Here is a 25952-nt window from a genome sequence, read left to right as displayed (position 1 = left end):
GGGGGCTCCCGCCCGTCTCGTTTCGATGCGGCGTCCGCCTTTATCGGGGGCAAGGGGCCGAGAGCACTTCGTGGATCTTCCAGCCGAGCGTCTCGGGCGAGAACGGTTTCTGGAGAAAGAAGAAGTCGCGGGTGGATTCGTTGCTCCGCAGCCGGGCATCCTCCGCATATCCGGACATGAAGAGCACCCGGATCCCCGGACGCGCTGCACGCAACGCTTCTGCCAGCTGCCGGCCTCCCAGCTCGGGCATGACCATGTCGGTCAGCAGCAGATCGATCGGCCCGTCCTGCGCGGCGGCGACGACCAGCGCCTCGGCGCCGTGACGCGCCTCGAGTACCGCGTACCCGTATTCCTCGAGGAGCTCCCGCACCATCCCGCGCACATGGTCGGCGTCCTCGACCAGGAGCAGCGTCGCGCGGCCGTGCGGCGGCTCCCGGACCGCATCGTCGCGCAGCGGCTCGGCCGGCCGGTCTTTCGACCGGGGAAGGTAGATGTCGACGGTGGTTCCCGCCCCCGGCGCGCTGTCGACCGCGATGGCGCCCCCGCTCTGCATGATGATCCCGTAGGCCGTCGAGAGGCCGAGGCCGGTCCCCTTCCCGACTTCTTTCGTGGTGAAGAACGGCTCGAACAACCGGGCCTTCGTGGCCGGGTCCATCCCCACCCCGCCGTCGTGCACGGAAAGCAGGACGCAGTCGCCGGCCGGAAGGGCGGTGCCTCCGGCCCGGCCGTGCCCGTTCGCCGGGATGTTTTTCGTCGTGATCCGGATCTCCCCGCCGTCAGCCAGGGCGTCGCGCGCGTTGACGACCAGGTTGACGACGACCTGACCGATCTGGGTGGGATCGGCCAGGACCGGCCAGAGTGCGGGATCCTTGCGCAGGTCGAGGGGATAGTTCTCCCCGATAAGCCGTCCCAGGATCGAGCGCATGTCGTCGAGCACGGCATTGAGGTCGACGACTCTAGGCTGAAGGAGCTGCCTTCGGCTGAAGGCGAGCAGCTGGCGCGTCAGCATCGCGGCGCGCTCCCCCGCCTTGCCGATGTCGCCGATCCAATCGAGGAGCTCCGGCTCATGCCACCGTTTCCGAATTCTGTCGACCTGCCCGAGGATGACGGTCATCAGGTTGTTGAAGTCGTGCGCGATGCCCCCCGCGAGCTGTCCGACCGCCTCCATCTTCTGCGACTGGCGGAGCTGCGCCTCGAGCGTCTCCCGCTGCGTTTCCGCCTCTTTCCGGGCGGTGATGTCCTCCCCGAGCAGCAGCACCCCCTCGACTGCGCCGGCCGAGTCCCGCAGGAGCGCCGAGGAGAAATTGACGACCGAGAGCGTGCCGTCCGCACGGGGCCGCGGAAGCTCCATGCCGGTGACCTTCTCCTCGGTCAGGATCCGCCGCATGATCGCGAGCGACTCCGGGTCGGCGGTCTCCGGGTTGATCGGCAACTTCCGGCCGATGGCGTCCTTGGCAAGCCAGCCCGAGATCCGCTCCGCGGCAGGGTTCCAGCTCCGGATCTCGCCTTCGGGAGACAGGGTCGCGATCGCGAGCGGAGAGGCGTCGATCAGCGCCTGGAACAGGGCGTTGCTGCGATGCAGCGCCTCTTCCTGGCGCTTGCGGTCGGTCGTGTCTCGCGTCGTCGCGATCATGCCCTTGACGTGCCCTTCCGCGTCGAGCAACGGCCTCGCGTTGATCGCCCCGACGATATGCGTGCCGTCGAACCGGAGCAGCCGGTACTCGTTGTCGTTCGGGGAGACCGCTCCCGTCATGACGTTGCGAAGGTTGGCAAGTGCCTTCTCGTGGTCCGACGGGTCGATCCAGCGAAGGAAGGAGGTTCCGATCGCATCGGACTCGCTTTTCGCGCCGTAGATCTCGAGCGCCCGCGGTGAGGCATACTCGATGTCGCCGTCGATGCCGGTGACGGTCACGGCATCCGGTAGCGTCTCTACCAGCGTCCGGTACAGTTGCTCGGCCTCCCGGCGCGCGGATTCCTGCCGCTTCCGCTCGGAGATGTCCCGGATGGACGCGAGCACGCAAGGGTGGGACACGCCGTCGTCGCCGACCCGCTCGAAGCGGCGAAGCCGGACCTCCGTCGGGAAGTCGGAGCCGTCCACCCGGCGGGAGGCCCATTCGAACTCGGGGGTTCCCCCGGCGAGCGTCTCCCGGATAAGGTCCATCGCCCCTTCGACGAGGTACCCGCCGCCCATGAAGTCGGGCATCATCTGCCCGATGAACCGGTCCGAAGTGCAGCCAAGCGTCTCGACTACCCGGTCGTTGGCATCGATGACGTTCCCGTCCTCGGCGTGGACGAAGATCATGTCGGGAGAGGCGTCGTAGATCGCGCGGAGCTGCGCGGTCGCCGTGGCCAGCCGCGCTTCGTCTCGCCGTCGCGCAAATTCCCGGCTCTCGATCGATTCGGCCATCCGGTCGAAGCCGGCCGCCAGCAATCCCGCCTCGCCATTGGTGTGGGGCAATCCGCTGCGTGCCGTCAGGTCGCCCGCCCCGAACCGGCGCGTTGCTTCGAGCAGAGAGTGAACGGGGCGAAGGAGCGTCGCCTCGGCGCCGAACCACGCCGCGAGCATGCCCAAAATCGTCACGAGGCCGAGTCCCGTCAGGCGCACTCGCAGGAGATGGTTGCCCTTCTCGAAAAGCAGGTCGCGCGGGACGCCGAGAAGAACGTAAGCCGCCCCGGACCCCGCGGGCCGCTCGATCGGGCTGAACACGTAAAGCCGCGGGATGCCGTCCGGCCCCGCCGCCTCGACGGCGCCGCTGTTCTTTTTCCGCACGGACCGGAGCACTTCCGGAACCGGGAACTTCGCGCCGCGCCAGCCGGGCGTTTCCGGGTACTGGGCGAAGACGATGCCGTTCCGGTCGATCCGCGAGAGCGTGGCGCCGGGAGGCACATGCCCGGTCTTCTCGGCCTGCCCGCGGTTGAGCCAGTCGAGGTCCAGCGCGGTGTAGATGACGGAGACGATCTTCCCCCGGTCGTCCCGGATCGGATAGGAGAAGTTGATCGTCGATTTTCCGGAGATGCGGCCGATCTGGTAGTCGCCGACGGAGAAGCCGCCGGTGGCAAGCGCATGGCGGAAATAGGGACGGTCGGCCACGCTAACCGGCGGGGTGAACGGGAGGACGCTGGCCACGGTGTTGCCGGAGAGATCGATCCGGGCGATGTTGTGGACGCGGGGGTCGTCGCGGATCAGCTCGCCGCCGATCCGCCGGAATTCGTCGGGGCTCCCGGTCCGGAATGTGGGTTGGCGGGACAGCACCATGAGCAGCTGGCGAAAGCCGGCGATGAGCGCGCTCTCTTCCGAGGCGGCCAGGCCGGCGATCTCGTGGACGTGCGTCTGCACTTCGGAGATCGCGTCGTTTCGCTGCTCCAGCGCCGTGTGGAAGATGAGCCCGAGCGCGGGCAGCATCGCCGCCAGGACGAGGAGCAGCATCCGGCCCCGGAGGCCGGAAAAGAACCGGCGGATGCGGGTCGTGGACATGGTTCCCTTCGGCTTGTCGAATATCGCGGGCACTGCTTTAAGGATACCTTTTTTCCGGGGCTGTCCAGCAGATCAAAAGCGAGAGGAAGCGCCCGCCGCACGCGTGATCGGCGCGCCTTGGCGCGCGACCGTAACCCCCCATACGTGATAGAATAACCGTTCAATCCTGCCCGAGCATTCCACGAGGAGTCACCGCACCGTATGGACGCTACTCACAAGCCGGCGCTCCGGCGCACCATCCAGGACGAGATGTGCCAGAGCTACCTCGACTACGCCATGAGCGTCATCGTCGGGCGCGCCCTGCCCGACGTCCGCGACGGCCTCAAGCCCGTCCAGCGGCGCATCCTGTTCGCGATGCACGACCTCGGCAACGAGTACGGCAAGCCGTACAAGAAGTCCGCCCGCATCGTCGGCGACGTCATCGGCAAGTACCATCCGCACGGCGACAGCTCGGTCTACGACGCCCTCGTCCGCATGGTGCAGGACTTCTCGCTGCGCTACCCGATGATCGACGGCCAAGGCAACTTCGGATCCGTCGACGGCGACTCGGCGGCCGCCATGCGGTACACCGAATCGCGCATGTCGAAGATCGCGGGCGAGATGCTGTCCGATATCGACAAGCAGACCGTCGAGATGGGGCCCAACTACGACGGGTCGCTCGACGAGCCGAAAGTGCTGCCGGCCCGCATCCCCAACCTGCTCGTCAACGGCGCCGCCGGCATCGCGGTCGGCATGGCCACCTCGATCCCGCCCCACAACCTGGGCGAGGTGATCGATGCGCTGGTCGCCCTCATCGACAACCCCGCCGTCACGATCGACGAGCTGATGGCGTTCGTCCCGGCGCCCGATTTCCCCACCGGCGGCATTCTCTACGGCCTCGAGCATGTGCGCGAGGCCTATCGCACCGGCCGCGGCAGCGTCCAGATCCGCGCGCGCGCCGTAATCGAAAAGATGAAGAAGGGCGACCGCGAGCACATCGTCATCACCGAGCTGCCGTTCCAGGTCAACAAGGCGCGCCTCATCGAGAAGATCGCCGACCTGGTGCGCAGCAAGGCGATCGAGGAAATCTCCGACATCCGCGACGAATCCGACCGCGAAGGGATGCGGGTCGTCATCGAGCTCAAGCGCGACGCCGTCTCCGAGGTCGTCCTCAACAACCTCTACAAGCAGACGCAGATGCAGACGTCGTTCGGCGTGCAGTTTCTGGCGATCGTCCAGAACCGGCCGCGCACGATGAACCTCAAGGAGCTGCTCGAGGAGTTCCTCCTCTTCCGCCGCGAGGTCGTCACGCGCCGGACCATCTTCCTTCTTTCCAAGGCCGAGGCGCGCGAACACATCCTCGAGGGCTTGAAGATCGCGCTCGACCGGCTCGACGCCGTGATCAAGCTGATCCGCGCCTCGAAGGACGCCGCTGTTGCCAAGGAGGGGCTGATCGCGACCTTCGGCTTCTCGGCCGTCCAGTCCCAGGCGATCCTCGAGATGCGGCTGCAGCGGCTCACCGGCCTCGAGCGCGACAAGATCCTGGCCGAGCTGGCCGAGGTGCTCGAAGAGATCAAGCGCCTGAAGAAGATCCTGGGCGAGGAGTCCGAGCTGCTGCGCGTCATCCGCGAGGAATTCCGCGAGGTCCGCGAGAAGTACGCCGACCCGCGCCGCTCCGAGATCGTCCGCGACATGAAGGACATCCGGATCGAGGACCTGATCGCCGACGAGGAGATGGTCGTCACCGTCTCCCACACGGGCTACATCAAGCGCAACCCGATCGACCTCTACAGCGCGCAGAAGCGCGGGGGCAAGGGCAAGGTCGGGATGGGGACCAAGGAAGAGGATTTCGTGTCGACGATGTTCATCGCGTCCACGCATTCCTACGTCCTGTTCTTCTCCGACCAGGCCAAGGTCTACTGGCTCAAGGTCCACGAACTGCCCGAGGCGGGTCGCGTGGCCAAGGGGCGGGCGATCGTCAACCTGCTTCCCCTGTCCCCGGGCGAGCGGATCGCATCGATCCTGCCGGTGCGCGAATTCGTCGAGGGCCGCTTCATCATGATGGCGACCGCGCAGGGCGTCATCAAGAAGACCGGCCTGATGGACTATTCGCGCCCCCGCACCGGCGGCATCATCGCGATGGGGCTCAACGAGGGCGACCGGCTGATCGCAACCGCGCTCACCTCCGGATCCGACGAGGTTTCCCTCTCCACTCGGCAAGGCAAGTCGATCCGCTTTCCCGAGACCGACGTCCGGTCGATGGGCAGGGGGGCGGTCGGCGTCCGCGGCATCGCGCTCGAAGCGGGCGACGCGGTCGTCGGCATGGAGATCCTCGATCAGCATGGGTCACTGCTCACCGTCACCGAGAAGGGCTACGGCAAGCGCACTGCGGTCGAGGAATACCGGAACCAGTCGCGCGGCGGGAAGGGCATCATCACGCTCAAGGTGACCGAGAAGACCGGAAGCGTGGTCGGCGTGGCGCAGGTGGCCGCCGACGACGACGTGATGATCGTCACCGACGGCGGGATGATCATCCGCATGCCGGTTCGCCAGATCCGCGTCATCGGCCGCAACACCCAAGGCGTGCGCCTGATCGACGTCCGGGACGAGCAGCGCGTCGTGTCGTTCGCGCGGCTGGCCGAGAAGGAAGAGCAGGGCGACCCGGAAGCACCCGTGGAGAACGGCGACCCGGAAGCGCCGGATACGCCGGAAACGGAAGCCTAGGGCGTGTACGCGGCGGAAAAGATCGCCGTGGTCGGGGCCGGCTCCTGGGGGACGGCCATCGCCATCCTCCTCTCGCAACGGCACGGCGACGTCGCCCTCTGGGCGCACGAACCCGCCGTGGTTTCTCAGGTCAACGGGGACCGCGAGAACGCCGCATTCCTCCCCGGCATCCCGGTTCCGCCATCCGTCCGCGCCACGAACGATCTTGCCGAGGCCGTCACCGGCAAATCGATCGTCGCCTTCGTCGTCCCGTCCGACCACCTTCGCGCGGTGGCGCAACGCTGCGCCCCGCACATGCTGCCGGGCTGCTGCGCCGTCTCCCTGACCAAGGGGCTCGAGATGTCCTCGCTGCAACGGATGAGCGAGCTGCTCGAGGAGACGCTGCCCGCCCACGTCCAGGGGCCGGCGGTCCTTTCCGGGCCCACGTTCGCGCGGGAGGTCGGCGAGGGAAAGCCGTCCGGGGCGACCGTCGCCGCCCGCGACATCTCGGTGGCGCGCCGGCTCCAGGCGGCGTTCTCCGCCAACCGCTTCCGCGTCTACACCGAGACCGACGTCGTCGGCGTCGAGGTCGGGGGGGCGCTCAAGAACGTGATGGCGATCGCGGCGGGCATGTGCGACGGGCTCGACTTCGGCCACAACGCCCGGGCGCTGCTCATCTCCCGCGGGCTGGCCGAGATCACCCGGGTCGGCGTCTACCTCGGGGCGCACCACCAGACGTTCTCCGGGCTCGCCGGGCTGGGCGACCTGGTGCTCACCTGCACCGGCGACCTGTCCCGCAACCGCACGGTCGGCATGCGCCTCGGGCGCGGGGAGAAGCCCGCCGACATCCTCTCGGGCATGACGATGGTGGCCGAGGGCGTCAACACGGCGAAGGCGGCGTTCACGCTTTCGCAGCGCACGGGCGTCCCGATGCCGATCTCCGAGCAGGTCTACCGCATCCTCCACGAGGGGAAGGACGTCCGGACGGCGGTTTCCGAACTTTTTGCCCGCGACCTCAAGATGGAACGGGACTGACGATGCGACGGCGGCTCGCGGGGGTGATTCTCCTGCTGGCGGCCGCCGCGAGCCCCGCATGGCCGGATTCGCCGCCCGGCGCCCCGCAAGACAACGTTTCCCTCCCGCAATCCGTTTCGAACTATCTCAACCCCGGCCCCGGCGACAACAGCTGGGTCGACCGGACCCACGCCTACCTGTCCCGCAGCACCCTCGACACGGTCCAGTGGTTCGACGACTTCTTCGGCGACACGACCCGCGAGCCTACGTCGCCCGCCGAGTCGACGGTCCGCTGGCGGAACAACTTCCGCTTCGGCACCGACCGCGCTTTCACGTACCGGACCGACCTGCGGGCCAACATCCGGCTCGCACAGCTGAGCCGGAAGCTGCGGATCGTCTTCTCGGCGGAGACGTTCGAGGATGCGCTGGGGATCAACCGCGACGCGACGGCCGTCCAGGGGCTCCCGACGAGCGGCGTCCTGTCGCAATCCTCGACCGAGATCCGGTACGAGCTGCTGCACAAGGGCCGTTCCGAGGCCGACATCGGGGCCGGCGTGTTGGTCAAGCTGCCGTTCGTTTTCTATACCCGGGCGCGTTATCGCTATGCGCTGCCGCTGGGAGACAACACCCTGCTCCGCTTTTCGCCCAACGTGTTCTGGCGCACGCGCGACGGGCTCGGGCAATCCACCGCGATCGACCTCGAACACAGCCTGCCCGGCGATTACCTGCTGCGCTGGGCCAACAGCGAGACGGCGACCGAGGCCACCCACGGGATGGAGTGGAACAGCGAGCCGGGCGTTCTCCATGCCCTCGGCCGGGGCAAGGCGACGACGTTCGCCGTCGGGATGAGCGGCTTTACCCGCCCCGCGGCGATCGTCAGCACGTACTACGTCCTCGCGCGCTACCGCCAGGCCATCCTGCGCGAATGGCTCTTCGCCGAGGTCGAGCCGGTCCAGAGCTGGCTGCGCGGCCCGACGGGCGGGTATTCCCCGGTGTCCGCCGTCACGTTCCGGTTCGAAGTCTTCTTCAAGGGCAACGCCGGCGAAAAGGCGCCCGCCCGCTGAAACCGTTCCACCTCCGCCGATATCCAAACAATAGTTGAAGACCGGAAGGAGGGGTCGTCATGTCGGCATGGAGCAAAAAGGGTCTGACGCGGCGGGAATTCATCCGGGCCGCGGGCGTTGGGGCGCTGGCGGCGGGCGTCGCGCCCGACTTCTTCTTCCCGAGATACGGAGCGGCAGCGTCGAAGGAGTTGAGGATTCTCGTCTGGTCCCACTTCGTTCCCCGCTTCGACAAGGCGTGGTACGACGGGTACGCCGCGGACTGGGGCCGGGCCAACGGGATTGCGGTCACGGTGGACCACATCAACCTCGCCGAGATTCCGGCGCGAACGGCCGCCGAGATCGCCGCGGGCCGCGGACACGACCTGATCGAGTGGATCTCGCCGCCGTCCCAGTTCGAGCCCGCGGTGCAAGACCTGGGCGACGTGGTGCGCGAGGCCGAAAAACGGTTCGGCAAGATGCACCCGCTGTGCCGCCGCAGCTCGTATAACCCGAACACCCGGAAGTTCTACGCCTTCGTCCCCGGCTGGACGATCGACCCGGGAAACTACCGGAAGAGCCTTTGGGAAAAGGCGGGCAAGCCCGACGGCCCGGTCACCTGGGAAGACCTGGTCGTCTACGGCGGCAAGATCAAGCGGGAGCAGGGAATCCAGCTCGGCATCGGTCTGTCGCAGGAACTCGACTCCAACATGGCGGGGCGGGCGCTGCTCTGGTCGTACGACAGCGGCATCCAGGACGCCCGCGAGAACGTCGTGCTCGACCAACCCGATACCGTCGAGGCGGTCGCGTATATGGCGCGGCTCTACAAGGAGGCGATGGTGCCGGAGGTCTTCTCCTGGACCGCCGTCTCGAACAACCAGGCGCTCATCGCCGGCCGGGCGTCCTACATCCTGAACTCCATCTCGGCTTACCGATCCGCACAGAAGGAGGTGCCCGAGATCGCCCGCGACATCTTTTTCACGCCGGCGCTCAAAGGGCCCCGCGGATCCGGATTCAACTGCGAGCACGTGATCTACGAGTACATCGTGCCGAAATATTCGCACAACCTGGATGCGGCGAAGAAGTTCCTGCTCGACCTGGTCGCGAATTACGACCAAGCGATGTACCACAGCGAGCTCTACAACTCTCCCGCCTTCTTCGACGCCCCCGTCCCGAAGGGGAACCGGGGATACAAGCCGGTTCCGGGTGCGAAGCGGATGCGCGACCTGCACAACGCCTGGTTCGAGGACGACCCGTTTGCCCTGCCCGGGGAAGCCAAAGGCAAGCTGGCGGTGCTCAAGGACGCCGAGCGGTGGAGTACCAACCTGGGGCATCCCGGGCCGGCCAACCCGGCGGAGGGCGAGATCTTCTCGACCTTCGTGATCCCGAACATGCTCGCGTCGGCCGCGCAGGGGATGCGGCCCGAGGAGGCGGTGACCCGGGCGGCGAGCCAGGCCCGGTCGATCTTCGCCAAATGGCGCGGCAAGAAGCTGGTCGGAGGGCGCAGCTAGGGGTCCAACGGGCGGGAGGCGGATCGATGGCGCGGGTCGAGGCGCGGGGGCTTTCGAAACAGTTCGACGGAGTCCGGGCGGTGGACGGCGTGGACCTGTCGGCCGCCGAGGGCGAGTTCCTGGTCCTTCTCGGGCCGTCCGGCTGCGGCAAGACCACGCTCCTGCGGCTGATCGCGGGGATCGAGGAGCCTTCCTGGGGCGACGTCCTGATCGACGATCGCCTGGTGAACGACCTTCCCCCCCGCCTCCGGAACGTCGCCATGGTGTTCCAGAGTTATGCGCTCTACCCGCACATGACGGTCCGCGAGAACATCGGCTTTCCGCTGCGGATGCGCCATTTCGAGAAAAAGGCGATCGCCGGAAAGGTCGAGGCGGCGGCGGGCATGTTCGGCATCGGCCGGCTGCTCGACCGGAAGCCGAGGGAGCTGTCGGGGGGCGAGCGGCAGCGCGTGGCGCTCGCGCGCGCCGTGGTGCGCAACCCGAGCGTGTTCCTGCTCGACGAACCGCTCTCGAACCTCGACGCCAAGCTGCGCGTTTCCGCCCGGGAAGAGCTGCGGCAGTTCCAGCGTCGGATCGGCGTCACCACGATCTACGTCACCCACGACCAGGTCGAAGCCATGGGGCTGGGCGACCGGATCGTGGTGATGAGCCAGGGCAAGATCCGGCAGGTGGGCCGGCCGCTGGAGATTTACGACCGCCCGGCCGACATCTTCGTGGCGGGATTTCTCGGGTCCCCTCCCATGAATCTCGTTCTCCAGGGAGACCGGCTGGTCGGTTTCCGCCCGGAACGGTTTCTGCCCGCCGCCGCGGGGCACATCCCGCCAGACGCCGTCACCTGGTCCCTCGATGTGACCTGGATCGAGGATCTTGGGGCCGAACGGCTGGTCTACGGGACGCTGGGCGAGGGGAGCGCGGGTGAGCGGGTGGTGTCCCGGATTCCCGCCAACTTGGGCATTGCAGTCGAGATGGGGCGCGCCTATCCGTTTCATGTGGCCCGTTCCGACCTCCGCTTCTTCGACCCGGCGACGGGCCTTCGGTCGGAGGGAGTGTCGTCGTGACCGGTCCGGAGGAGCGGGGAGGGATCAGCGACCGGACGGGGATGCTCGCCGCGATCCTGATCGCCCCGGCGGTGGCGTACATCGCCGCGATGATCGGCGTCCCGCTCGTCATGGCGGTCCTCTACAGCCTGAGCGACGCGACGACGGGCGACCCTTCCCACCACTACGCGGGGCTGGTCAATTTCAGGGCGGCGCTGGCCGATCCGGTGTTCCGGCTTGCCCTGAAAAACACCTTCGTCTTCGCGCTGCTGTCGCAGTCGATCGTGATCGTCCTGTCCCGGTTGCTCGCGTCGGCGCTCGCAACGCCTTTCCGGGGGAAATGGGCGGTCCGCTTCCTGGTCATGCTGCCGTGGACGGCGCCGATCGCCCTCGGCGCGATTGGCTGGCTCTGGATGTACGACTCGATCTACAGCCCCTTCGACTGGCTGTACCGCCGGGCGGGGCTCCTGGGCAAGCCGGGCGACCTCTTCGGGGCGATGTCGAACATCTACTGGCTCGGCCGCCCGACGCTGGCGATGGCGTCGGTCGTGATCGTCCACGTCTGGCGGCTCCTGCCGCTGGCGACCGTGATCCAGCTCGCGGGTCTTTCCGCCATCCCGGGCGAGATCCTCGAGGCGGCGGAGATCGACGGGGCGCACGGGTGGCGGAAGTCGGTCTGGATCACCATCCCGCTGACGCTGCCGATCGTCGCCATCGCCTTCCTGTTCGGCATCGTCTTCACCTTCACCGACATGACGGTCGTCTACGTCCTGACGCGCGGAGGGCCCGTCAACGCCACGCAGGTGCTTTCGACCTGGACCTTCTTCAAGGGGATCGAGGGCGGCGACCTCGCCCAGGGGGCGGCCATCTCGCTGTTCATGTTCCCCGTGCTGGCGGCTATCGCCGCCCTGCTCCTCCGGATGGCGCGGCGCGCCGAGGTGACCTGAAGATGGGCGGAATCCGGAAAAATCTGGAGCGCGGCGGGCTCTACGCCCGGCTTCTCCTGTTCGTCACGTTCAGCGCGTTCCCCTTCTACTGGATGGTGATCGCGACGTTCAAGCGCGACCACGACCTGTACGCCCCGGCGAACAACCCCTTCATCTTCAACGAGCCGCCGACGCTTTCCCACCTGCGGACGTTGCTGTCCGAGACGCATTTCCTGACCTACCTGTCGAACACCTTCCTGGTCGGGGCGGCCGTCGCGGCCGTCACGCTGCTGCTGGCGGTTCCTGCGGCCTACAGCCTCGCGCGCTGGGCGAGACGGTGGGGCGAAATATTGGGGATCGGCATCTTTCTCACCTATCTCGTCCCGCCGACGATCCTGTTCATCCCGCTTTCGCGCTTCACGGCCGACTGGGGGCTCCAGAACTCGCTCTGGTCGCTGATCCTGGTCTACCCGACCTTCACGATTCCGTTCTGCACCTGGCTGCTGATGGGGTTCTTCAAAGCGATTCCCCGCGACATCGAGGAGCAGGCGATGGTGGACGGCCTTTCCCGCCTGGGGGCGCTGGTCCGGGTCGTGCTCCCGCTTTCGATCTCGGGACTCCTGACGGTGGTGGTCTTCTCGTTCACGCTGTCGATGCACGAGTTCATCTACGCGCTGACCTTCATCTCGGACTCGGCGGCCAAGACGGTGTCGATCGGGGTGCCGACCGAACTGGTGCGCGGGGATGTGTTCCAGTGGGGTCCGCTGATGGCGGGCGCGCTGATCGCGAGCATCCCGGTCGCGGTCGTCTACACTTTCTTCCTCGACCGGTTCGTCTCCGGCTTCACGATGGGGGCGGTGAAGTAGCGGTGGAATAGTCGCTCGCCTGGTCCAGAAGCGCCGTCGCGTTCTCGTCGAGCGTGATGCGCGTGGCCGCCACCAGGTCGTGAAGCTGGTCCAGGTTCGTGGCGCTCGCGATCGGCGCCGTGACGCCCGGCCGCGCCATCAGCCACGCGAGGGCGATCGTCGCGGGTGGCGCCGCGTAGTGGTTCGCCACCCGGTCCAGCGCTTCGAGGATCCGAAGGCCGCGCGCATCCAGGTATTTCCGGACACTCTCGGCGCGGGCGTGCCCGGCCAGGTCCTTCTCGGACCGGTACTTGCCCGCCAGGAAGCCGCTCGCCAGCGAATAGAAGGTGATGACGCCGAGCCCTTCCCGCGTGCAGACCGGGGCAAGATCCGTCTCGAATCCCGCACGGTCGTACAGGTTGTAGAGCGGCTGCAGCGTGGCATAGGCGGGAAGCGTCCCCTCGGCACGTGCGGCCTCGAGGGCGGCCGAGAGCCGTTCTCCCGTGTAGTTCGAGGCGCCGATGGCGCGCACCTTCCCCTGCCGGACCAGCATGCCGAAGGCGTCGAGCGTTTCCTCGATCGGCGTTTCCGGATCGTCGAGATGCGCCTGGTACAGGTCGATCCGGTCGGTTCCCAGCCGCCGGAGGGAATCCTCGACGGCGCGCAGGATGTAGCCGCGCGAGAGGCCTTTCTGCCCCGGTCCCATTTCCATGCCGACCTTGGTGGCGAGGACGATCCGGTTCCGGTTGCCGCTTTTCCGGAGCCATTTGCCGATGATGGTTTCCGATTCGCCGCCGCTGTTGCCCGGCGCCCACCTCGAATAGACGTCCGCGGTGTCGACCAGGTCGAACCCTTCGTCCACGAACGCGTCGAGCATCCGGAAGGACGCCGACTCGTCGAGCGTCCAGCCGAACACGTTTCCGCCGAATGCCAGTGGAGAAACCTCGATCCCGGAATCTCCCAGCTTGCGCCTGATCATGGTTGCCTCCCGAAAGCGCCCTGTCGGTGCACCGCTTCCTCGCTCCTTTGGACGCTCGGGGTCGGCGCGCGGGTGCAAGAGAATTCGCGTGTGCCGGAAACGTCGGATGAATGTATATTGTTCCGGTATCCCGAAATTCAACCCGTCGTCCGGATAAGGAGGTCCAGATGATTCCTCTGACGATCAACGGAAAACGGCACCAGGCCGACGTCTCGCCCGATGTTCCACTCCTTTGGGTCCTCCGGGACCACCTCCACCTGACCGGGACCAAGTTCGGCTGCGGCGAGGGGTTGTGCGGCGCCTGCACGGTCCACATCGACGGCAAGGCCGAGTTCTCCTGCCAGGTCGCAGTGGGGGACGTGGGCGAACGGAAGATCACGACCATCGAGGGGATCGCCGAGGATCACCCCGTCAAGCAGGCGTGGATCGCGGAGGAGGTGTCCCAGTGCGGCTACTGCCAGCCGGGACAGATCATGCGGGCGGCCGCGCTGCTCGCGGAACACCCGGACCCGGGCGACGCCGAGATCGACGCGGGGATGGATCCGAACCTGTGCCGCTGCGGGACCTACCCGCGGATCCGGAAGGCGATCCGGCGCGCCGCAGGCAAGGCGGGGCGGGGAGGTGCGGCATGACCGGCATCGTCTCCCTCTCCCGGCGTGATCTGCTGAAGACCGGCCTTGCCCTCGGGGGCGGTCTCGTGCTCGGATTCCGGCTTCCCTTTCCGGGGGCTTCCGAAGGAGCAAAGGCACTCCCGGCACTGTTTGCCCCTAACGCCTTCCTTCGCATCGGCGCGGACGATGTCGTGACGATCGTGGTCAACAAGTCCGAAATGGGGCAAGGCGTCTACACCAGCCTCCCCATGCTCGTGGCCGAGGAGCTCATGTGCGACTGGAAGTCGGTGCACGTCGAGCCCGCCCCGGTCGATCCCGCCTATAACCACGCCAAGTACGGCACGCAGGTGACCGGCGGCAGCACCAGCGTCCGGACCGAGTGGGAACGGCTCTCGATGGCCGGCGCCACGGCGCGGGAAATGCTCGTCAGCACCGCTGCGGAAACGTGGAAAACGGACCGTTCGCACTGCCGGGCCGTGAACGGCCGGGTCCTTCACGACGACGGCCGGTCGCTCGCCTACGGCGCGCTGGCCGAGGCGGCGGCGGAAGTGCCTGTCCCGAAGGAGGTCCGGCTCAAGGCGCGTGGCGAGCGGACGTTGCTCGGAAAAAGGATCGCCCGGCTGGATTCTCCGGACAAGGTGTCGGGGAAGGCGCAGTTCGGTCTCGACGTTTCCGCTGCCGGGATGCTGACCGCCGTCGTCGCCCGCCCGCCGGTCTTCGGCGGCAAGGTCGTTCGGGTCGACGCGACACGGGCGAAAGCCTTCCCCGGCGTAAAGGAGGTTTTTCGGATCCCGTCGGGCGTCGCGGTCGTCGCGGTCGATTTCTTCTCGGCGAACAAGGGGCGGGAGGCGCTCGACGTGACGTGGGACGAGGGGGCGGGGGCGACGCTGTCGACCGGCGGGATGCGGGAGGAATACCGGAGGCTGGCGGAGAAGCCCGGCGTCGTCGCCCGGAAGGAGGGCGACCCGGCGCAGGCGTTCCCTCGCGCAGCGAAACGGATCGTCTCGGAATACGAGGTGCCGTACCTGGCGCATGCCCCCATGGAGCCACTCAACTGCTTCGTCGATCTCCGGAAAGACAGTTGCGAGATCCGGACCGGGTCGCAGGCGCAGACGTGGGATCGCGACGCCGCGGCGCGCATCTCGGGCCTCTCCAAAGAACAGGTCAAGCTCCACACAACGCTCCTGGGTGGCGGCTTCGGCCGTCGGGCCAATCCCGCCTCCGATTTCGTCTCCGAGGCGGTACACGTCGCGAAAGGCGCAAATGCGCCTGTAAAGGTGGTGTGGACGCGGGAGGATGATATGCGGGGCGGATTCTATCGACCCATGTGGCGCGACCGGATCGCCGCGGGGCTCGACGCTGCGGGGAAGCCGGTCTCCTGGACGCATACGATCGTCGGGCAGTCGATCCTGGGCGGGACCCCGTTCATGCCGGACCCGGGCAAGGACTGGATCGACGAGACCTCCGTCGAAGGGGCGAAGGAACTCCCCTACGAGGTGCCGAACCTCCAGGTCGACCTGCATTCGACCCGGAACGGGGTTCCTGTGCTCTGGTGGCGCTCCGTGGGGCACTCCCACAATGCCTTCGTCGTCGAAAGCTTTCTCGACGAGGTGGCCGGGGCCGCCGGGAAAGATCCGCTCGCGTTCCGCCTGTCGCTGCTCCCGCCCGGCTCCCGCCATCGGGGCGTGCTCGAGCTTGCGGCCCAAAAAGCCGGGTGGGGCAAGCCGATGGCCAAGGGGGGGGGGCGCGGGATCGCCGTCCACGAATCGTTCGGAAGTTTCATCGCGCACGTCGCCGAGGTCTCGGTGGACGCCGACGGCGAGCTGCGCGTCCTCCGGGTCGTGACCGCGATCGATTGCGGCGAGGTGGTCAATCCCGGCATCATCGAGGCGCAGATGGAATCCGGGGTGGCCTTCGGCCTGTCAGCCGCGCTCTACGGGGCCATCACGCTCAAGAAAGGCCGGGTGGAGCAGGGCAGCTTCGACGACTACCCGGTCCTCCGGATGCACGAGGCGCCCCGGGTCGAGGTGCACATCGTTCCGAGCACGGAAGCGCCCGGAGGCGTGGGTGAGCCGGGGGTTCCGCCCGTGGCTCCGGCGGTCGCCAATGCGCTGTTCGCGGCCATAGGCATCCGCCTGCGGACGCTCCCGCTGACGGGCGACGCGATCCGCGCCGCCCGGCGTCAGGCGTAGGAGGCAAAGAGGATGGACGATCTCCGGCTTTACGAGGCGCTCCTCCAGTCGACGCGCGAGGGATTGCCCACCGCGCTGGCGACGGTCGTCGAGACCTCCGGCTCTGCGCCGAGGAAGGCGGGGGCGAAGATGCTCGTCCATGCCGATGGCTCGATCCTGGGGACGGTCGGCGGCGGGCGGGTCGAGGCGGAAACGATCGACGCGGCGCGCGAGATCCTCGCGACGGGCCGCCCCCGCATGCTGAGCTTCACCCTGACCGAGGCGCACGGCTTCGTCTGCGGCGGAAGTCTCCTCGTCTATGTCGAGCCGGTTTTGTGCGCCCCCCGGCTGCTCGTCTTCGGCGCCGGACACGTGGGGCAGGCGCTGGCCGCCGCGGCCGGTCTGGCGGGCTTCCGGGTGACGGTGACCGATGCGCGTCCCGAATACGCTTCCCGCGAACGGGTTCCCCAGGCGGAGGAAACGATCGTGGGCGATCCCGCGTTCGCGCTCTCGAAAGTTCCGGTGGACGCGGGGACGTTCATCGTCGTCGCGACGACGGATCACCGGAGTGATTTCGAGGCGGTCCGGGCCGCGCTGGCCACGCCGGCCGCGTACGTGGGCGTCGTCGGCAGCGCCCGGAAGCGGGAAGCACTGTTGCGCACGCTCGCCGAGGAGGGATTCCCCGCGTCGGACACGCACCGGATCGTCATGCCGGTCGGATTGCCGATCGGCGCGGAGACGCCGGCGGAGATCGCGGCGAGCATCGTGGCGCAGCTCATCGAGGCCAGGAGGGAAAATGATGGTGCCGGGCGTACAGGCGATCCTGCTCGCCGCGGGAGCTTCGCGGCGGATGGGGCGTTGCAAGCCGCTCCTGCCGCTGGGTGACGTTCCCGCGGTTGTCCGCTGCATCCGCGCCCTGCGAGAGGCCGGGATCGAGCAGGTGACGGTCGTCGTCGCCGCGCCCGACGGCGAGGCGGTCGCCGCGACGGTCGCGCCGCTGGGCGTGACGGTGGTTCGCAACCGCGACCCCGAAAGCGACATGGCCGGATCGGTCCGGTCCGGGCTGGTCGCGATCGACCCGTCCACACGGGCGGTGATGATCTGCCTCGCCGACCACCCGCTGGTCGCGCCCAAGACGATCCGCACGATCTGCGCCGCGTACTACGCCGACCCGGGCCGGATCGTGATCCCCGTCCACGCAGGCCGGAAAGGCCACCCGACGCTGTTCCCGCGCCCGGTCATCGAGGAGCTGTCGGGTCTTTCGACCTTGCGGGACGTGGTCGGGCGGGATGCCGGCCGGGTGCGGTTGCTGGACGTTCCGGACGCGGGCGTAATCCTGGACATGGACACGCCGGCGGACTACGAACGCCTGAAGGAGATGCACGCAGCGAGCCTGGTTTGATTATCCTGCGCCCCCCGCCGTCCAAGAGGCGTAGGCAAGTCGAGAAGTAGGCGGGCCCGGGCGCGGCGGACCTTCCGCCGGCAGGGATGATATATTAAGGGCATAGGCAACCGGCAAGCCGGGGGGCGCGGATCAACGCCTCCCGGCTCTTGTCGTTTGAACCGAATACTACGTTTGAGGAGAACGTCCCGGGGATGGAACAGGAAGCGCTCAAGGCGGACATCCGCCGCCTCTTGAAGGATCGCAACGCGGTGCTGCTGGCGCACAATTACCAGCGGGACGAGATCCAGGAGATCGCCGACATCACCGGTGACTCGCTGGCGCTCTCGCAGGAGGCGGCGAAGTCTGCGGCCGACGTGATCGTCTTCTGCGGCGTCCACTTCATGGCCGAGAGCGCCTTCATCCTCGCCCCGCAAAAAACGGTGCTGCTGCCGCGCATCGACGCCGGCTGCCCGATGGCCGACATGGTCACGGCCGAAGCGCTTCGCGCCTGGCGGGCGGAACACCCCGGGGCCGTCGTGGTCACCTACGTCAACTCGTCGGCCGACGTAAAGGCCGAGTCCGACATCTGCTGCACCTCGGGCAACGTGGTCAACGTCGTCCGCTCCATCCCGGAAGACCGCGATATCTTCATGGTCCCCGACCGGAACCTCGCGCAGTACGCAGCCGAAAAGACCGGGCGGAAACTCTCGTGGTGGGACGGCTACTGCCCGACGCACGAGCGGCTGACGCCGGCCGACATCGAGTTGGCACGGGCGGCGCATCCGGGCGCGCCGGTGGTGGTCCATCCCGAGTGCCGGCCCGAGGTGGTCGCGATGGCCGACGCGGTGCTGTCCACCGCCGGGATGTATTCCTGGTGCGCGAAGTCGCCGGCGAAAGAATTCATCATCGGCACCGAGATGGGAATCCTCTACAAGCTGCGCCGCGATAACCCGGGCAAGGCGTTCCACCTGGCTTCCCGCGTGCTCGTCTGCCCCAACATGAAGCTGACCACGCTCGAGGACGTCCGCGCGTCGCTCGTTACCCTCTCCCCGTCCGTGACCGTGCCGGCCGACATCCGCGAGAAGGCCGTCCTGGCGCTCGAGGCGATGATCCGGATCCCCCGCGATTGATGTTTTCCGATCATCCCGTCCTGTCGTTCGAGCACGTCGCCGTCGCGCTGACCGACCCGGCTGCGTCGCCGGCGATCCAGCTGCTGAAGGTCCCGCCCGGCGCCCGCGCCTTCCTCGCCTCCGCTCTCTGCACCCGTTTGGCGCGGCCCCTCCTGTTCGTGGTGCCCACCGACGCCGAGGCGGAAGAGACGTGCCGAGAGGTCGCGGCCTACGCCGGAGCCGACCGGGTCGTCTCCTTTCCGTCGGCCGAGGTCGCGCCCTACGAGGCGTCGCCTCCGTTCGGCCCGGCCGTGCACGACCGGATGCGGACCCTCTTGCGGCTGTCGGATGCCGAGCCGGTCATCGTGGTCGCGACCGCGGCGACGCTCATCGAGAAGACGCTCCCTCCCGAGATCTTCCAGGAGGCGGTGTTGCGCCTTTCCCCGGGGGTCGAGGTCGACATCGAGGCGCTTTCCCGACGGTTGGCCGCGCTGGGCTACGCGCGTCTGCCGGCGGCGGCCGACCCGGGCGACTTCGCGGTGCGCGGCGGGATCGTCGACATCTACAGCCCCGCCCATCCTTATCCCGCGCGCGTGACGCTCGACTTCGACCGTGTCGCCGAGATCCGCTGGTTCGATCCCGAGACGCAGCGGACGCGCGGCACGGGCGAGACGCTGGTCGTCGTCCCCTGTTCGCAGGTCCTTCTGCAGCCCGAATACGTGGCGGCTGCGCTGGCGGGGGGCGGGCTCTCCGACACTTCCGAGGAGGCGTTGCGCCAGGGCATCCGTTTCCACGGCATCGAGGCGCTGCTGCCCCGGCTCTATGGCCGCTCGTCTTCGTTGTTCGAATACCTGCCGCCCGGGACGGTGACGATCGCCGTCGATGCGTCCGCTTGCAAGGCCGCCGTGCGCGCAGCCTATGACGAGGGGGCCGACAACTTCCTGATCTCGGGGCAGGAGGCCGGGTTGCCGGCGCCCGACGAACTGTTTCTCCCGCCCGAAGCGCTCTCTGTCCACTTGAAGGACGCGCCGCTGGTCAGCTTCGACGCGCTCGACCTGGCGCCGTTCGACAGGCGCGACGCCCTGCGGGGCATGATGGAGATCGAGGGCAACGAGGAGATCCGTCGCGTGACGGTCGCCTCCGCCTCCGAGGGATTGCTGTTGCCGCTGGCGACCGAGGGCAAGGCCTGGTGGAAGCGGGGCGCCCGCTTCGTCATCTCGTCGCTTTCCCCCTCGCAGACCGACCGGATGGAGGAGCTGCTCTCCAACTACGCGCTGCCCTTCTCGACGGGCAAGACGCTGGCCGAGGCGATGTCCGCGGACCGGGGCGTCTTTTTGTGCTGCTCCGAGGTGACGCGCGGTTTCCGCTGCCCCGAGCTTTCCGTGGGCGTCGTCACCGAGGCCGAGATCTTCGGGGAGAAGCAGCGCAACCGCCGTGCGCGCAAGGCCACGACGGCGCCGGTCGAGGAGTTCACGCTGCGCGAGCTGCGCATCGACGACCTCGCGGTCCACGTCGACCACGGCGTCGGCGTCTACCGCGGCATGCTCCGGCGGGCCGCCGGGGGCGTCGAGGGCGACTATCTCGTGCTCGAGTACGCGGGCGGCGACCGTCTCTTCGTCCCCGTCGGGAAGCTCGACCGGGTCCAGCGCTACATCGCTTCCGAGGAGAGCCGCCCGACGCTCGCGAAGCTGGGCGGCACCGCCTGGCAGCGCGCCAAGCAGAAGGTGCGCGATTCCCTCCTCGCCATGGCGCAGGAGCTGATCGACCTCCAGGCCAAGCGCGAGATCGCGACGCGGCCGCCCGCCTCCCCGCCCGACGCCACCTACCGCGAGTTCGAGGCCGCCTTCCCGCACGAGGAGACGCCCGACCAGGAAACGGTCATCCGCGAGGTGCTGAAAGACCTGACCTCGGCGCGCCCGATGGACCGGCTGGTGTGCGGCGACGTCGGCTACGGCAAGACCGAGGTCGCGATCCGCGCCGCCTACAAGGTCGTCATGGACGGCCGTCAGGTCGCGATCCTGGTCCCCACGACGGTTTTGGCAGAGCAGCACTACCGCACCTTCCAGTCCCGGCTTTCCGCCACGCCGGTCCGGGTGGACATCCTGTCGCGCTTCCGGTCGAAGGACGAGCAGAAGGAGACGGTCAAGGGGCTTGCCGACGGCACGGTCGACATCGTCATCGGAACGCACCGGCTGCTCCAGAAGGACATCGCCTTCAAGGCGCTCGGGCTGGTCGTCATCGACGAGGAGCAGCGGTTCGGCGTGGCGCACAAGGAGAAGATGAAGAAGCTGCGCGCCTCGGTCGACATCCTTACGCTCTCGGCCACGCCGATCCCGCGCACGCTCCACATGGCCTTCTCGGGCATCCGCGACATCAGCGTGATCGCGACGCCGCCCGAGGACCGGCTCTCGATCCGCACCTTCGTCCTGCCGTTCTCCGAGGAGACGATCAAGGGGGCGGTCGAACGGGAGGTGCACCGCGGCGGGCAGCTCTATTTCGTCCACAACCGGGTGCAGTCGTTGCCGGCGCTGGCGCGCTACCTGGGCGAGATCCTCCCGAGCGTCCGGATCGGCGTCGCCCACGGGCAGATGGATGAGGTGGCGCTTGCCACGGCGATGGACGACTTCGCCTCGAAGCGGACCGACCTCCTGCTGTGCACCGCGATCATCGAGTCGGGGCTCGACATCCCCAACGCCAACACGATCCTCGTCAACCAGGCGCACCGGTTCGGGCTGTCGCAGCTCTACCAGCTGCGCGGCCGGGTCGGGCGCGACCGGCACCGGGCCTACGCCTACTTCCTGGTCCCCAAGGACGTCGCGATGACGAAGGAGGCCGTGCAGCGGCTTTCCGTCCTCGAAGAGCTGACCGAGCTGGGCTCCGGCTTCAAGATCGCCAGCCACGATCTCGAGATCCGGGGCGGGGGCAACCTGCTGGGGAAAGACCAGTCGGGGCATATCCACCAGGTGGGCTACGAGCTTTACACGCAGCTCCTGGCCGAGACGGTCCAGGAAATCTCCGGCAACGCTTCGCTCGCCGAGGAGGAGCCCGAGCTCGACCTCCGGATCCCGGCGTTCCTCCCCGACGACTACATCCTCGAGGCGGGCACCCGGCTCGACTTCTACCGCCGGTTTTCGAAGGTGCGCACCGTCGAGGCGGGAGACGAGCTCGAGCTCGAGCTGCTCGACCGGTTCGGGCGGCTCCCCGATCCGGCCGAGGCGCTGTGCGACCTGTCGCGCCTGCGCGTGGCCATGCGCGAGGGAGGCGTCAAGGAGCTCAAGCGCGGGGAAAAGGCGCTATATCTCACGCTGTCGGCCCGTGCCGAGGTCGACCGGTCGCAGCTCGTGCGCTGGGTGACGAAAGAGCGCGGCACCTTCTCCTTCGTCCGCGGCGAGGTGCTGGCGATGCGGATCGAGAGCGACGCGCCCGGTGTGGTGCTGTCGTCGGCCAGAAAGCTGTTGAACCGCTTTGCCCCGGGAAGTAACATATAGAGTTTCTGTCAACCATTTCACATATCAAGAAAGAGGAGAATACCGGCATGCGCAAGCTGATGGTCGTGGTCCTGGTCGCCGTTCCGTTCCTTTGGAGCTGCAGCCCCGCTCCCAAGGGAAAAGGCGAAGGCAAGACGCTCGCGGTGGTCAACGGGGCGAAGATCACCGAGGCCTCGCTCGAGAAGGAGGCGCAGAACCTGCCGCCTTACCTGCGCCCGATCCTCGACACGCCCGGCGGCAAGATTCAGCTGCTCGACGGCATGATCACCCGCGACCTGCTGATGCGCGAGGCCGTCCGCCGCGGCATCGACCGTCGCCCCGACGTCCAGGAGAAGCTGGCGCAGGCGCGCCGTTCGATCGTGCTCGAATCGCTCCTGCGCGAGGTGACCGAGAAGGCCGCGGTCAACGACGAGGTGCTGCGCAAGTTCTATAACGACAACGTCGCCGCCTTCCAGGTCGGCGAACGGGTCCGGGTCAAGCACATCCTGTTCAAGGACAAGGGCAAGGCCGACGCCGTGGCCGCCAAGGCCAAGGCGGGTGAGCCGTTCGACGCGCTGATGAAGGCGGCAACCGCCGAGGGCGGGACTTCGGCCGACCTCGGCTTCATCGAGAAGGGCAGCTTCGTGAAGGAGTTCGAGGCCGCCGCATTCGCCGCGGCCCCCGGCACGGTCGTCGGGCCGGTCAAGACCACCTACGGCTTCCACATCATCCGGGTCGAGGACAAACGCCCGGCCGGCACCCGCAGCTTCGACGAGGTCAAGGGCCAGCTTGCGGGCGAGATGCGCGAGCGGGTCCAGCGCGAAGCGTTCGACCAGCTGGTCCAGCGGCTCAAGAAAGAGGGCAACGTTCGCCTGATGATCAAGGAGAGCGACATCGCCCCCCTTCCCGGCATGGGGTCCGAGGCGCCGGCCGGTATGAAGCAGGGCGCCGGTCCTTCCCAGGGCGCCATGCCTCCGGCGCACGGCACTCCGGGCCGTTAATCGGTTACCAACCCTTCCGTTTGTTCCGGAAGGATCGCGCCACCTCGAACGGGGGCACCGGCCGGCACCGTGATTGACGGGCCGCGGTGTCCCCGTTCCATTTTCACCGCCTGCCTGCCGGGAATCGGCATAAGGCCTTTCCGCATCTGTATAGACCTCGGGGGAAACATGAGACAGTACCGGAAAACGATCGCTGCATTGGCCGGGGCCATCCTCGTCGCGGGGCTTGCCGGGTATGCGTCGGCAAGGACCATCGACGGCGTCGTGGCGACCGTCGACGAGGAGCCGATCACGCTGTCCGAGGTGCGCGAGGCGGTGGCCGAAGGGATGAACGTGCCGCAGGGCGATGCCGACGCATGGCTCCGCGAGGAGCGCGACAGCGCACGCATCGTGAAGTGGATCGCGCCGCTGGTCGATTCCCTGGTCGTTCGGAAGGCGCTCGCGGGCGCGGGGGCGGCCGTCGACAACGCCGCCGTCGACGGGGCAGTGGCGTCGGTGCGCAAGAGCAACAACATGACCGAGGACGAGTTTTCCCAGGCGCTCGTCCGCGAGGGGATCACGATGGCCGCCTATCGTCGCCGGATCCGCTGGCAGATGGAGCGCGGCAACATCGTCCGGGTCCGGAAGATGAAAGAGGTGACGGTGGCCGATGACGAGGTCAAGGCGTACTTCTCGGAGCAGTCCGAGCGGTTCCGGGAGGGGGCCGAGGTCCGCTTCGAGACGCTCCTGATCCCGATGCCGACAGAGGGCGCCGACACGGGGGAAAAGACGATCCGGCTTCGCCTTGCCGCGCAACAGGCGATCGAGTCGCTGCGCGGAGGCCGATCGATGACCGAGACGGCCGCGCTGGTCGGCACTGCGACCCCCGGTGTCCGGCTGATCGCCTCCGACCTCATGAAGACCGATGATTTGGCGGCCGATCTTGCGCGCGAGCTGCACAAGCTGCGCACCGGAGAGACTTCGGCTCCCTTCTTCAACGAGGAGGGCGCACGGATCGTCCGCCTGCTCGAGCGGAAGGGAGGGAAGCTTCCCGAATTTTCGACGCTAAAGGAAGCGCTGACCGAGGAGCTGACCGACCGCCGGAGCGAGAAAGCGTTCACCGAGCTCATGGACGAACTCCGGAAAGCCGCATCGATCGAGATCCGGCTATGAGGACCGATCCTCCGATTCCGGGGACGCTGCCGCCGAAGCTTGCGGAGCTGTTCGAGGCGATCGAGACGGTCCGGGCCGAGACGCTCGGGCTCGTCCTGGCCGCTGCCGACGCGGGCGCGCCGTCGCTACCGGCCGGTGCCTGGACCGCTCCGGAACTGCTCGAGCATCTCCTGTTGTCCGAGATCTCCGCAGGCAAGGTCGTCCGGAAGGTGCTGCGGGAGTCGGGCGCGTCGCTTCCCCCCTACCCGTCCGACGACTCCGGCCTCCGCATCCGGCAGCCGGTTTCCTTCGACGGGATGGAGGCGCCGCCGGCCGCGCGTCCCACAGGCGCACCGACCCGGGAGACGCTGATGTCGCAGGCCGCGGACGTCCGCGCCTCGACGCTCGAGACGTTGCGGATGCTGTCCGCCGTCGACCCGGGCGCGGGCGTGTTTCCGCACCACCGGTTCGGGTCGCTCAATCTCTATGAATGGTTGGCCATCGTGATCCTCGAGCACGAGAAGGCGCATCGTCCGCAGCTTCAGGCGGCGATCGCGGGAGGGCGGCCATGACGCTCCCCCGCCTCGCAGTGACGATGGGCGAGCCGGGCGGCGTCGGGCCCGAGATCGCCTGCCGCGCACTGACGATGCACGAGGTCGCGTCGATCTGCCGTCCCGTCGTCTACGGCGACCTCTCCGTGATGCGGCGAGCGGCCGCCGTCACCGGCTGCAGCGCGGCGGTCGAGCCGCTGCCTCCCGGCGCCGAGCCCGGGCCCGGCGCGGTCTGGGTTCGTCCCGCCTCTTCCCTCGAGCTGGCCGATGCCCCATACGGCGTCACCACGCTCCCGGGCGCCCGGGCGACCGCCGATTACATCCGGGCGGCCACCGCCGACGTCCGCGCCGGCGAGATGGACGCCATCGTCACCTGTCCGATCACGAAAGAGGGATTGAAGCTGGCAGGCGTCCCGCACCCGGGCCATACCGAATTCATCGCGCGGATGTGCGGGACGGACCACGTCGTCATGATGCTCGCCGGCGACCGCCTTCGCGTGGCGCTCGTCACGATCCACACGTCGCTGCTCAACGCCATCGCGCGGATCGACGCGCCGCTCGTCGAAAGGACCATCCGGATCACCGACGCCTTTTTCCGTAAATACATGGCGACGCCGGCGCCGCGCATCGCGGTCGCGGGGCTCAATCCTCATGCCGGCGAGGGCGGCCTCTTCGGCGACGAGGAATCGACGATCATCGCCCCGGCCATCGCGGCGTGCGTCCGGGACGGCATCGGCGCCACGGGTCCTTACCCGCCCGATACGATCTTTTACCGGGCCTACCGGGGGCAGTTCGACGTGGTCGTCGCCATGACGCACGACGTCGGCCTCGCCCCGCTGAAGCTCGTCCACTTCGACGACGGCGTCAACGTGACGATGGGATTGCCGATCATCCGCACGTCGGTCGATCACGGCACCGCGTTCGACATCGCGGGAACCGGGAAGGCCGGTCCCGGCAGCCTCGTCGCGGCCCTTCGCATGGCTGCGGGCATGGCCGCCGCCGCCCGGAGGGTGTAGCT

The 25952-nt window shown here is 68.0% G+C and carries 19 protein-coding genes; 17 read left to right on the top strand and 2 right to left on the bottom strand.

Going from position 1 to position 25952, the window contains the following annotated elements:
* Positions 1–40: 40 nt before the first annotated feature.
* Positions 41–3475, bottom strand: coding sequence for a PAS domain S-box protein (locus VGK27_03410; GenBank protein HEY3489155.1), 3435 nt, complete (start codon positions 3473–3475; stop codon positions 41–43).
* Between the two features lie 201 nt (positions 3476–3676).
* Here VGK27_03410 and gyrA point away from each other — a divergent pair, with 201 nt between their 5' ends.
* From gyrA to VGK27_03375, 7 genes are read left to right on the top strand one after another with little or no spacing between them, the layout of a single operon-like run.
* Positions 3677–6178, top strand: a complete 2502-nt coding sequence (gyrA, locus tag VGK27_03405; GenBank protein HEY3489154.1) for a DNA gyrase subunit A — start codon at positions 3677–3679, stop codon at positions 6176–6178.
* Positions 6179–6181: 3 nt separating this feature from the next.
* Entirely contained in the window at positions 6182–7192 is a 1011-nt protein-coding gene (locus tag VGK27_03400) for an NAD(P)H-dependent glycerol-3-phosphate dehydrogenase (GenBank protein ID HEY3489153.1), read from the top strand.
* A gap of 2 nt (positions 7193–7194) precedes the next feature.
* A complete protein-coding gene (locus VGK27_03395) occupies positions 7195–8235 on the top strand; it encodes a hypothetical protein (protein HEY3489152.1) in 1041 nt (346 codons plus the stop codon).
* Between the two features lie 59 nt (positions 8236–8294).
* Complete coding sequence (locus tag VGK27_03390) at positions 8295–9722, top strand: ABC transporter substrate-binding protein (protein HEY3489151.1); 1428 nt, start codon at positions 8295–8297, stop codon at positions 9720–9722.
* 26 nt (positions 9723–9748) lie between these two features.
* The gene (locus tag VGK27_03385) at positions 9749–10780 is read left to right on the top strand and encodes an ABC transporter ATP-binding protein (protein ID HEY3489150.1); all 1032 of its coding nucleotides are present in this window, start codon (positions 9749–9751) and stop codon (positions 10778–10780) included.
* The gene (locus tag VGK27_03380) at positions 10777–11706 is read left to right on the top strand and encodes a sugar ABC transporter permease (protein HEY3489149.1); all 930 of its coding nucleotides are present in this window, start codon (positions 10777–10779) and stop codon (positions 11704–11706) included. The genes VGK27_03385 and VGK27_03380 overlap by 4 nt, the downstream gene beginning before the upstream one ends.
* Before the next feature lie 2 nt (positions 11707–11708).
* On the top strand, positions 11709–12551 hold the full coding sequence (locus tag VGK27_03375; GenBank protein ID HEY3489148.1) for a carbohydrate ABC transporter permease: 843 nt from the start codon (positions 11709–11711) through the stop codon (positions 12549–12551).
* Here the strand turns inward: VGK27_03375 and VGK27_03370 are convergent.
* A complete protein-coding gene (locus VGK27_03370) occupies positions 12529–13509 on the bottom strand; it encodes an aldo/keto reductase (protein ID HEY3489147.1) in 981 nt (326 codons plus the stop codon). The two genes, VGK27_03375 and VGK27_03370, sit on opposite strands and share 23 nt — an antisense overlap.
* Positions 13510–13676: 167 nt before the next feature.
* Here VGK27_03370 and VGK27_03365 point away from each other — a divergent pair, with 167 nt between their 5' ends.
* The 10 genes from VGK27_03365 (at position 13677) to pdxA (ending at position 25950) form a co-directional block, all read left to right on the top strand.
* Positions 13677–14141, top strand: coding sequence for a (2Fe-2S)-binding protein (locus VGK27_03365; protein ID HEY3489146.1), 465 nt, complete (start codon positions 13677–13679; stop codon positions 14139–14141).
* Positions 14138–16312 carry a xanthine dehydrogenase family protein molybdopterin-binding subunit gene (locus VGK27_03360; GenBank protein ID HEY3489145.1) on the top strand — a complete coding sequence of 725 codons (2175 nt, stop codon included), beginning with the start codon at positions 14138–14140 and terminating at the stop codon, positions 16310–16312. Before VGK27_03365 ends, VGK27_03360 begins: the two co-directional genes overlap by 4 nt.
* A 12-nt stretch (positions 16313–16324) precedes the next feature.
* Entirely contained in the window at positions 16325–17176 is an 852-nt protein-coding gene (locus VGK27_03355) for an XdhC/CoxI family protein (protein HEY3489144.1), read from the top strand.
* Positions 17142–17693, top strand: coding sequence for a nucleotidyltransferase family protein (locus VGK27_03350; protein ID HEY3489143.1), 552 nt, complete (start codon positions 17142–17144; stop codon positions 17691–17693). Before VGK27_03355 ends, VGK27_03350 begins: the two co-directional genes overlap by 35 nt.
* 194 nt (positions 17694–17887) lie before the next feature.
* The gene (gene nadA / locus VGK27_03345) at positions 17888–18805 is read left to right on the top strand and encodes a quinolinate synthase NadA (protein HEY3489142.1); all 918 of its coding nucleotides are present in this window, start codon (positions 17888–17890) and stop codon (positions 18803–18805) included.
* Positions 18805–22272 (top strand): transcription-repair coupling factor, encoded by a 3468-nt coding sequence (gene mfd / locus VGK27_03340; protein ID HEY3489141.1) that lies wholly within the window; start codon positions 18805–18807, stop codon positions 22270–22272. Before nadA ends, mfd begins: the two co-directional genes overlap by 1 nt.
* A 47-nt stretch (positions 22273–22319) precedes the next feature.
* Positions 22320–23252: a peptidyl-prolyl cis-trans isomerase gene (locus tag VGK27_03335; protein ID HEY3489140.1), complete on the top strand. Its 933-nt coding sequence runs from the start codon at positions 22320–22322 to the stop codon at positions 23250–23252.
* Between the two features lie 168 nt (positions 23253–23420).
* The gene (locus VGK27_03330; GenBank protein HEY3489139.1) at positions 23421–24404 is read left to right on the top strand and encodes a SurA N-terminal domain-containing protein; all 984 of its coding nucleotides are present in this window, start codon (positions 23421–23423) and stop codon (positions 24402–24404) included.
* The gene (locus VGK27_03325) at positions 24401–24955 is read left to right on the top strand and encodes a DinB family protein (protein HEY3489138.1); all 555 of its coding nucleotides are present in this window, start codon (positions 24401–24403) and stop codon (positions 24953–24955) included. Before VGK27_03330 ends, VGK27_03325 begins: the two co-directional genes overlap by 4 nt.
* Positions 24952–25950: a 4-hydroxythreonine-4-phosphate dehydrogenase PdxA gene (gene pdxA / locus VGK27_03320; protein ID HEY3489137.1), complete on the top strand. Its 999-nt coding sequence runs from the start codon at positions 24952–24954 to the stop codon at positions 25948–25950. Before VGK27_03325 ends, pdxA begins: the two co-directional genes overlap by 4 nt.
* Positions 25951–25952: the final 2 nt, after the last annotated feature.

The sequence above is a fragment of the Candidatus Deferrimicrobiaceae bacterium genome (assembly GCA_036504035.1).
Lineage (GTDB): Bacteria > Desulfobacterota > Deferrimicrobia > Deferrimicrobiales > Deferrimicrobiaceae > JANXPS01.
The sequence above is the reverse complement of the archived record's forward strand: the minus strand, read 5'-3'. Positions and strand labels throughout refer to the sequence as shown.

Coding starts and splice junctions, on each gene's coding strand:
- VGK27_03395 (HEY3489152.1), top strand. CDS start 7,195: ATGCGACGGCGGCTCGCGGGGGTGATTCTCCTGCTGGCGGCCGCCGCG.
- VGK27_03410 (HEY3489155.1), bottom strand. CDS start 3,475: ATGTCCACGACCCGCATCCGCCGGTTCTTTTCCGGCCTCCGGGGCCGG.
- VGK27_03325 (HEY3489138.1), top strand. CDS start 24,401: ATGAGGACCGATCCTCCGATTCCGGGGACGCTGCCGCCGAAGCTTGCG.
- gyrA (HEY3489154.1), top strand. CDS start 3,677: ATGGACGCTACTCACAAGCCGGCGCTCCGGCGCACCATCCAGGACGAG.
- mfd (HEY3489141.1), top strand. CDS start 18,805: ATGTTTTCCGATCATCCCGTCCTGTCGTTCGAGCACGTCGCCGTCGCG.
- VGK27_03355 (HEY3489144.1), top strand. CDS start 16,325: ATGGACGATCTCCGGCTTTACGAGGCGCTCCTCCAGTCGACGCGCGAG.
- VGK27_03370 (HEY3489147.1), bottom strand. CDS start 13,509: ATGATCAGGCGCAAGCTGGGAGATTCCGGGATCGAGGTTTCTCCACTG.
- VGK27_03350 (HEY3489143.1), top strand. CDS start 17,142: ATGGGGCGTTGCAAGCCGCTCCTGCCGCTGGGTGACGTTCCCGCGGTT.
- VGK27_03385 (HEY3489150.1), top strand. CDS start 9,749: ATGGCGCGGGTCGAGGCGCGGGGGCTTTCGAAACAGTTCGACGGAGTC.
- pdxA (HEY3489137.1), top strand. CDS start 24,952: ATGACGCTCCCCCGCCTCGCAGTGACGATGGGCGAGCCGGGCGGCGTC.
- VGK27_03390 (HEY3489151.1), top strand. CDS start 8,295: ATGTCGGCATGGAGCAAAAAGGGTCTGACGCGGCGGGAATTCATCCGG.
- VGK27_03360 (HEY3489145.1), top strand. CDS start 14,138: ATGACCGGCATCGTCTCCCTCTCCCGGCGTGATCTGCTGAAGACCGGC.
- VGK27_03335 (HEY3489140.1), top strand. CDS start 22,320: ATGCGCAAGCTGATGGTCGTGGTCCTGGTCGCCGTTCCGTTCCTTTGG.
- VGK27_03365 (HEY3489146.1), top strand. CDS start 13,677: ATGATTCCTCTGACGATCAACGGAAAACGGCACCAGGCCGACGTCTCG.
- VGK27_03330 (HEY3489139.1), top strand. CDS start 23,421: ATGAGACAGTACCGGAAAACGATCGCTGCATTGGCCGGGGCCATCCTC.
- VGK27_03375 (HEY3489148.1), top strand. CDS start 11,709: ATGGGCGGAATCCGGAAAAATCTGGAGCGCGGCGGGCTCTACGCCCGG.
- nadA (HEY3489142.1), top strand. CDS start 17,888: ATGGAACAGGAAGCGCTCAAGGCGGACATCCGCCGCCTCTTGAAGGAT.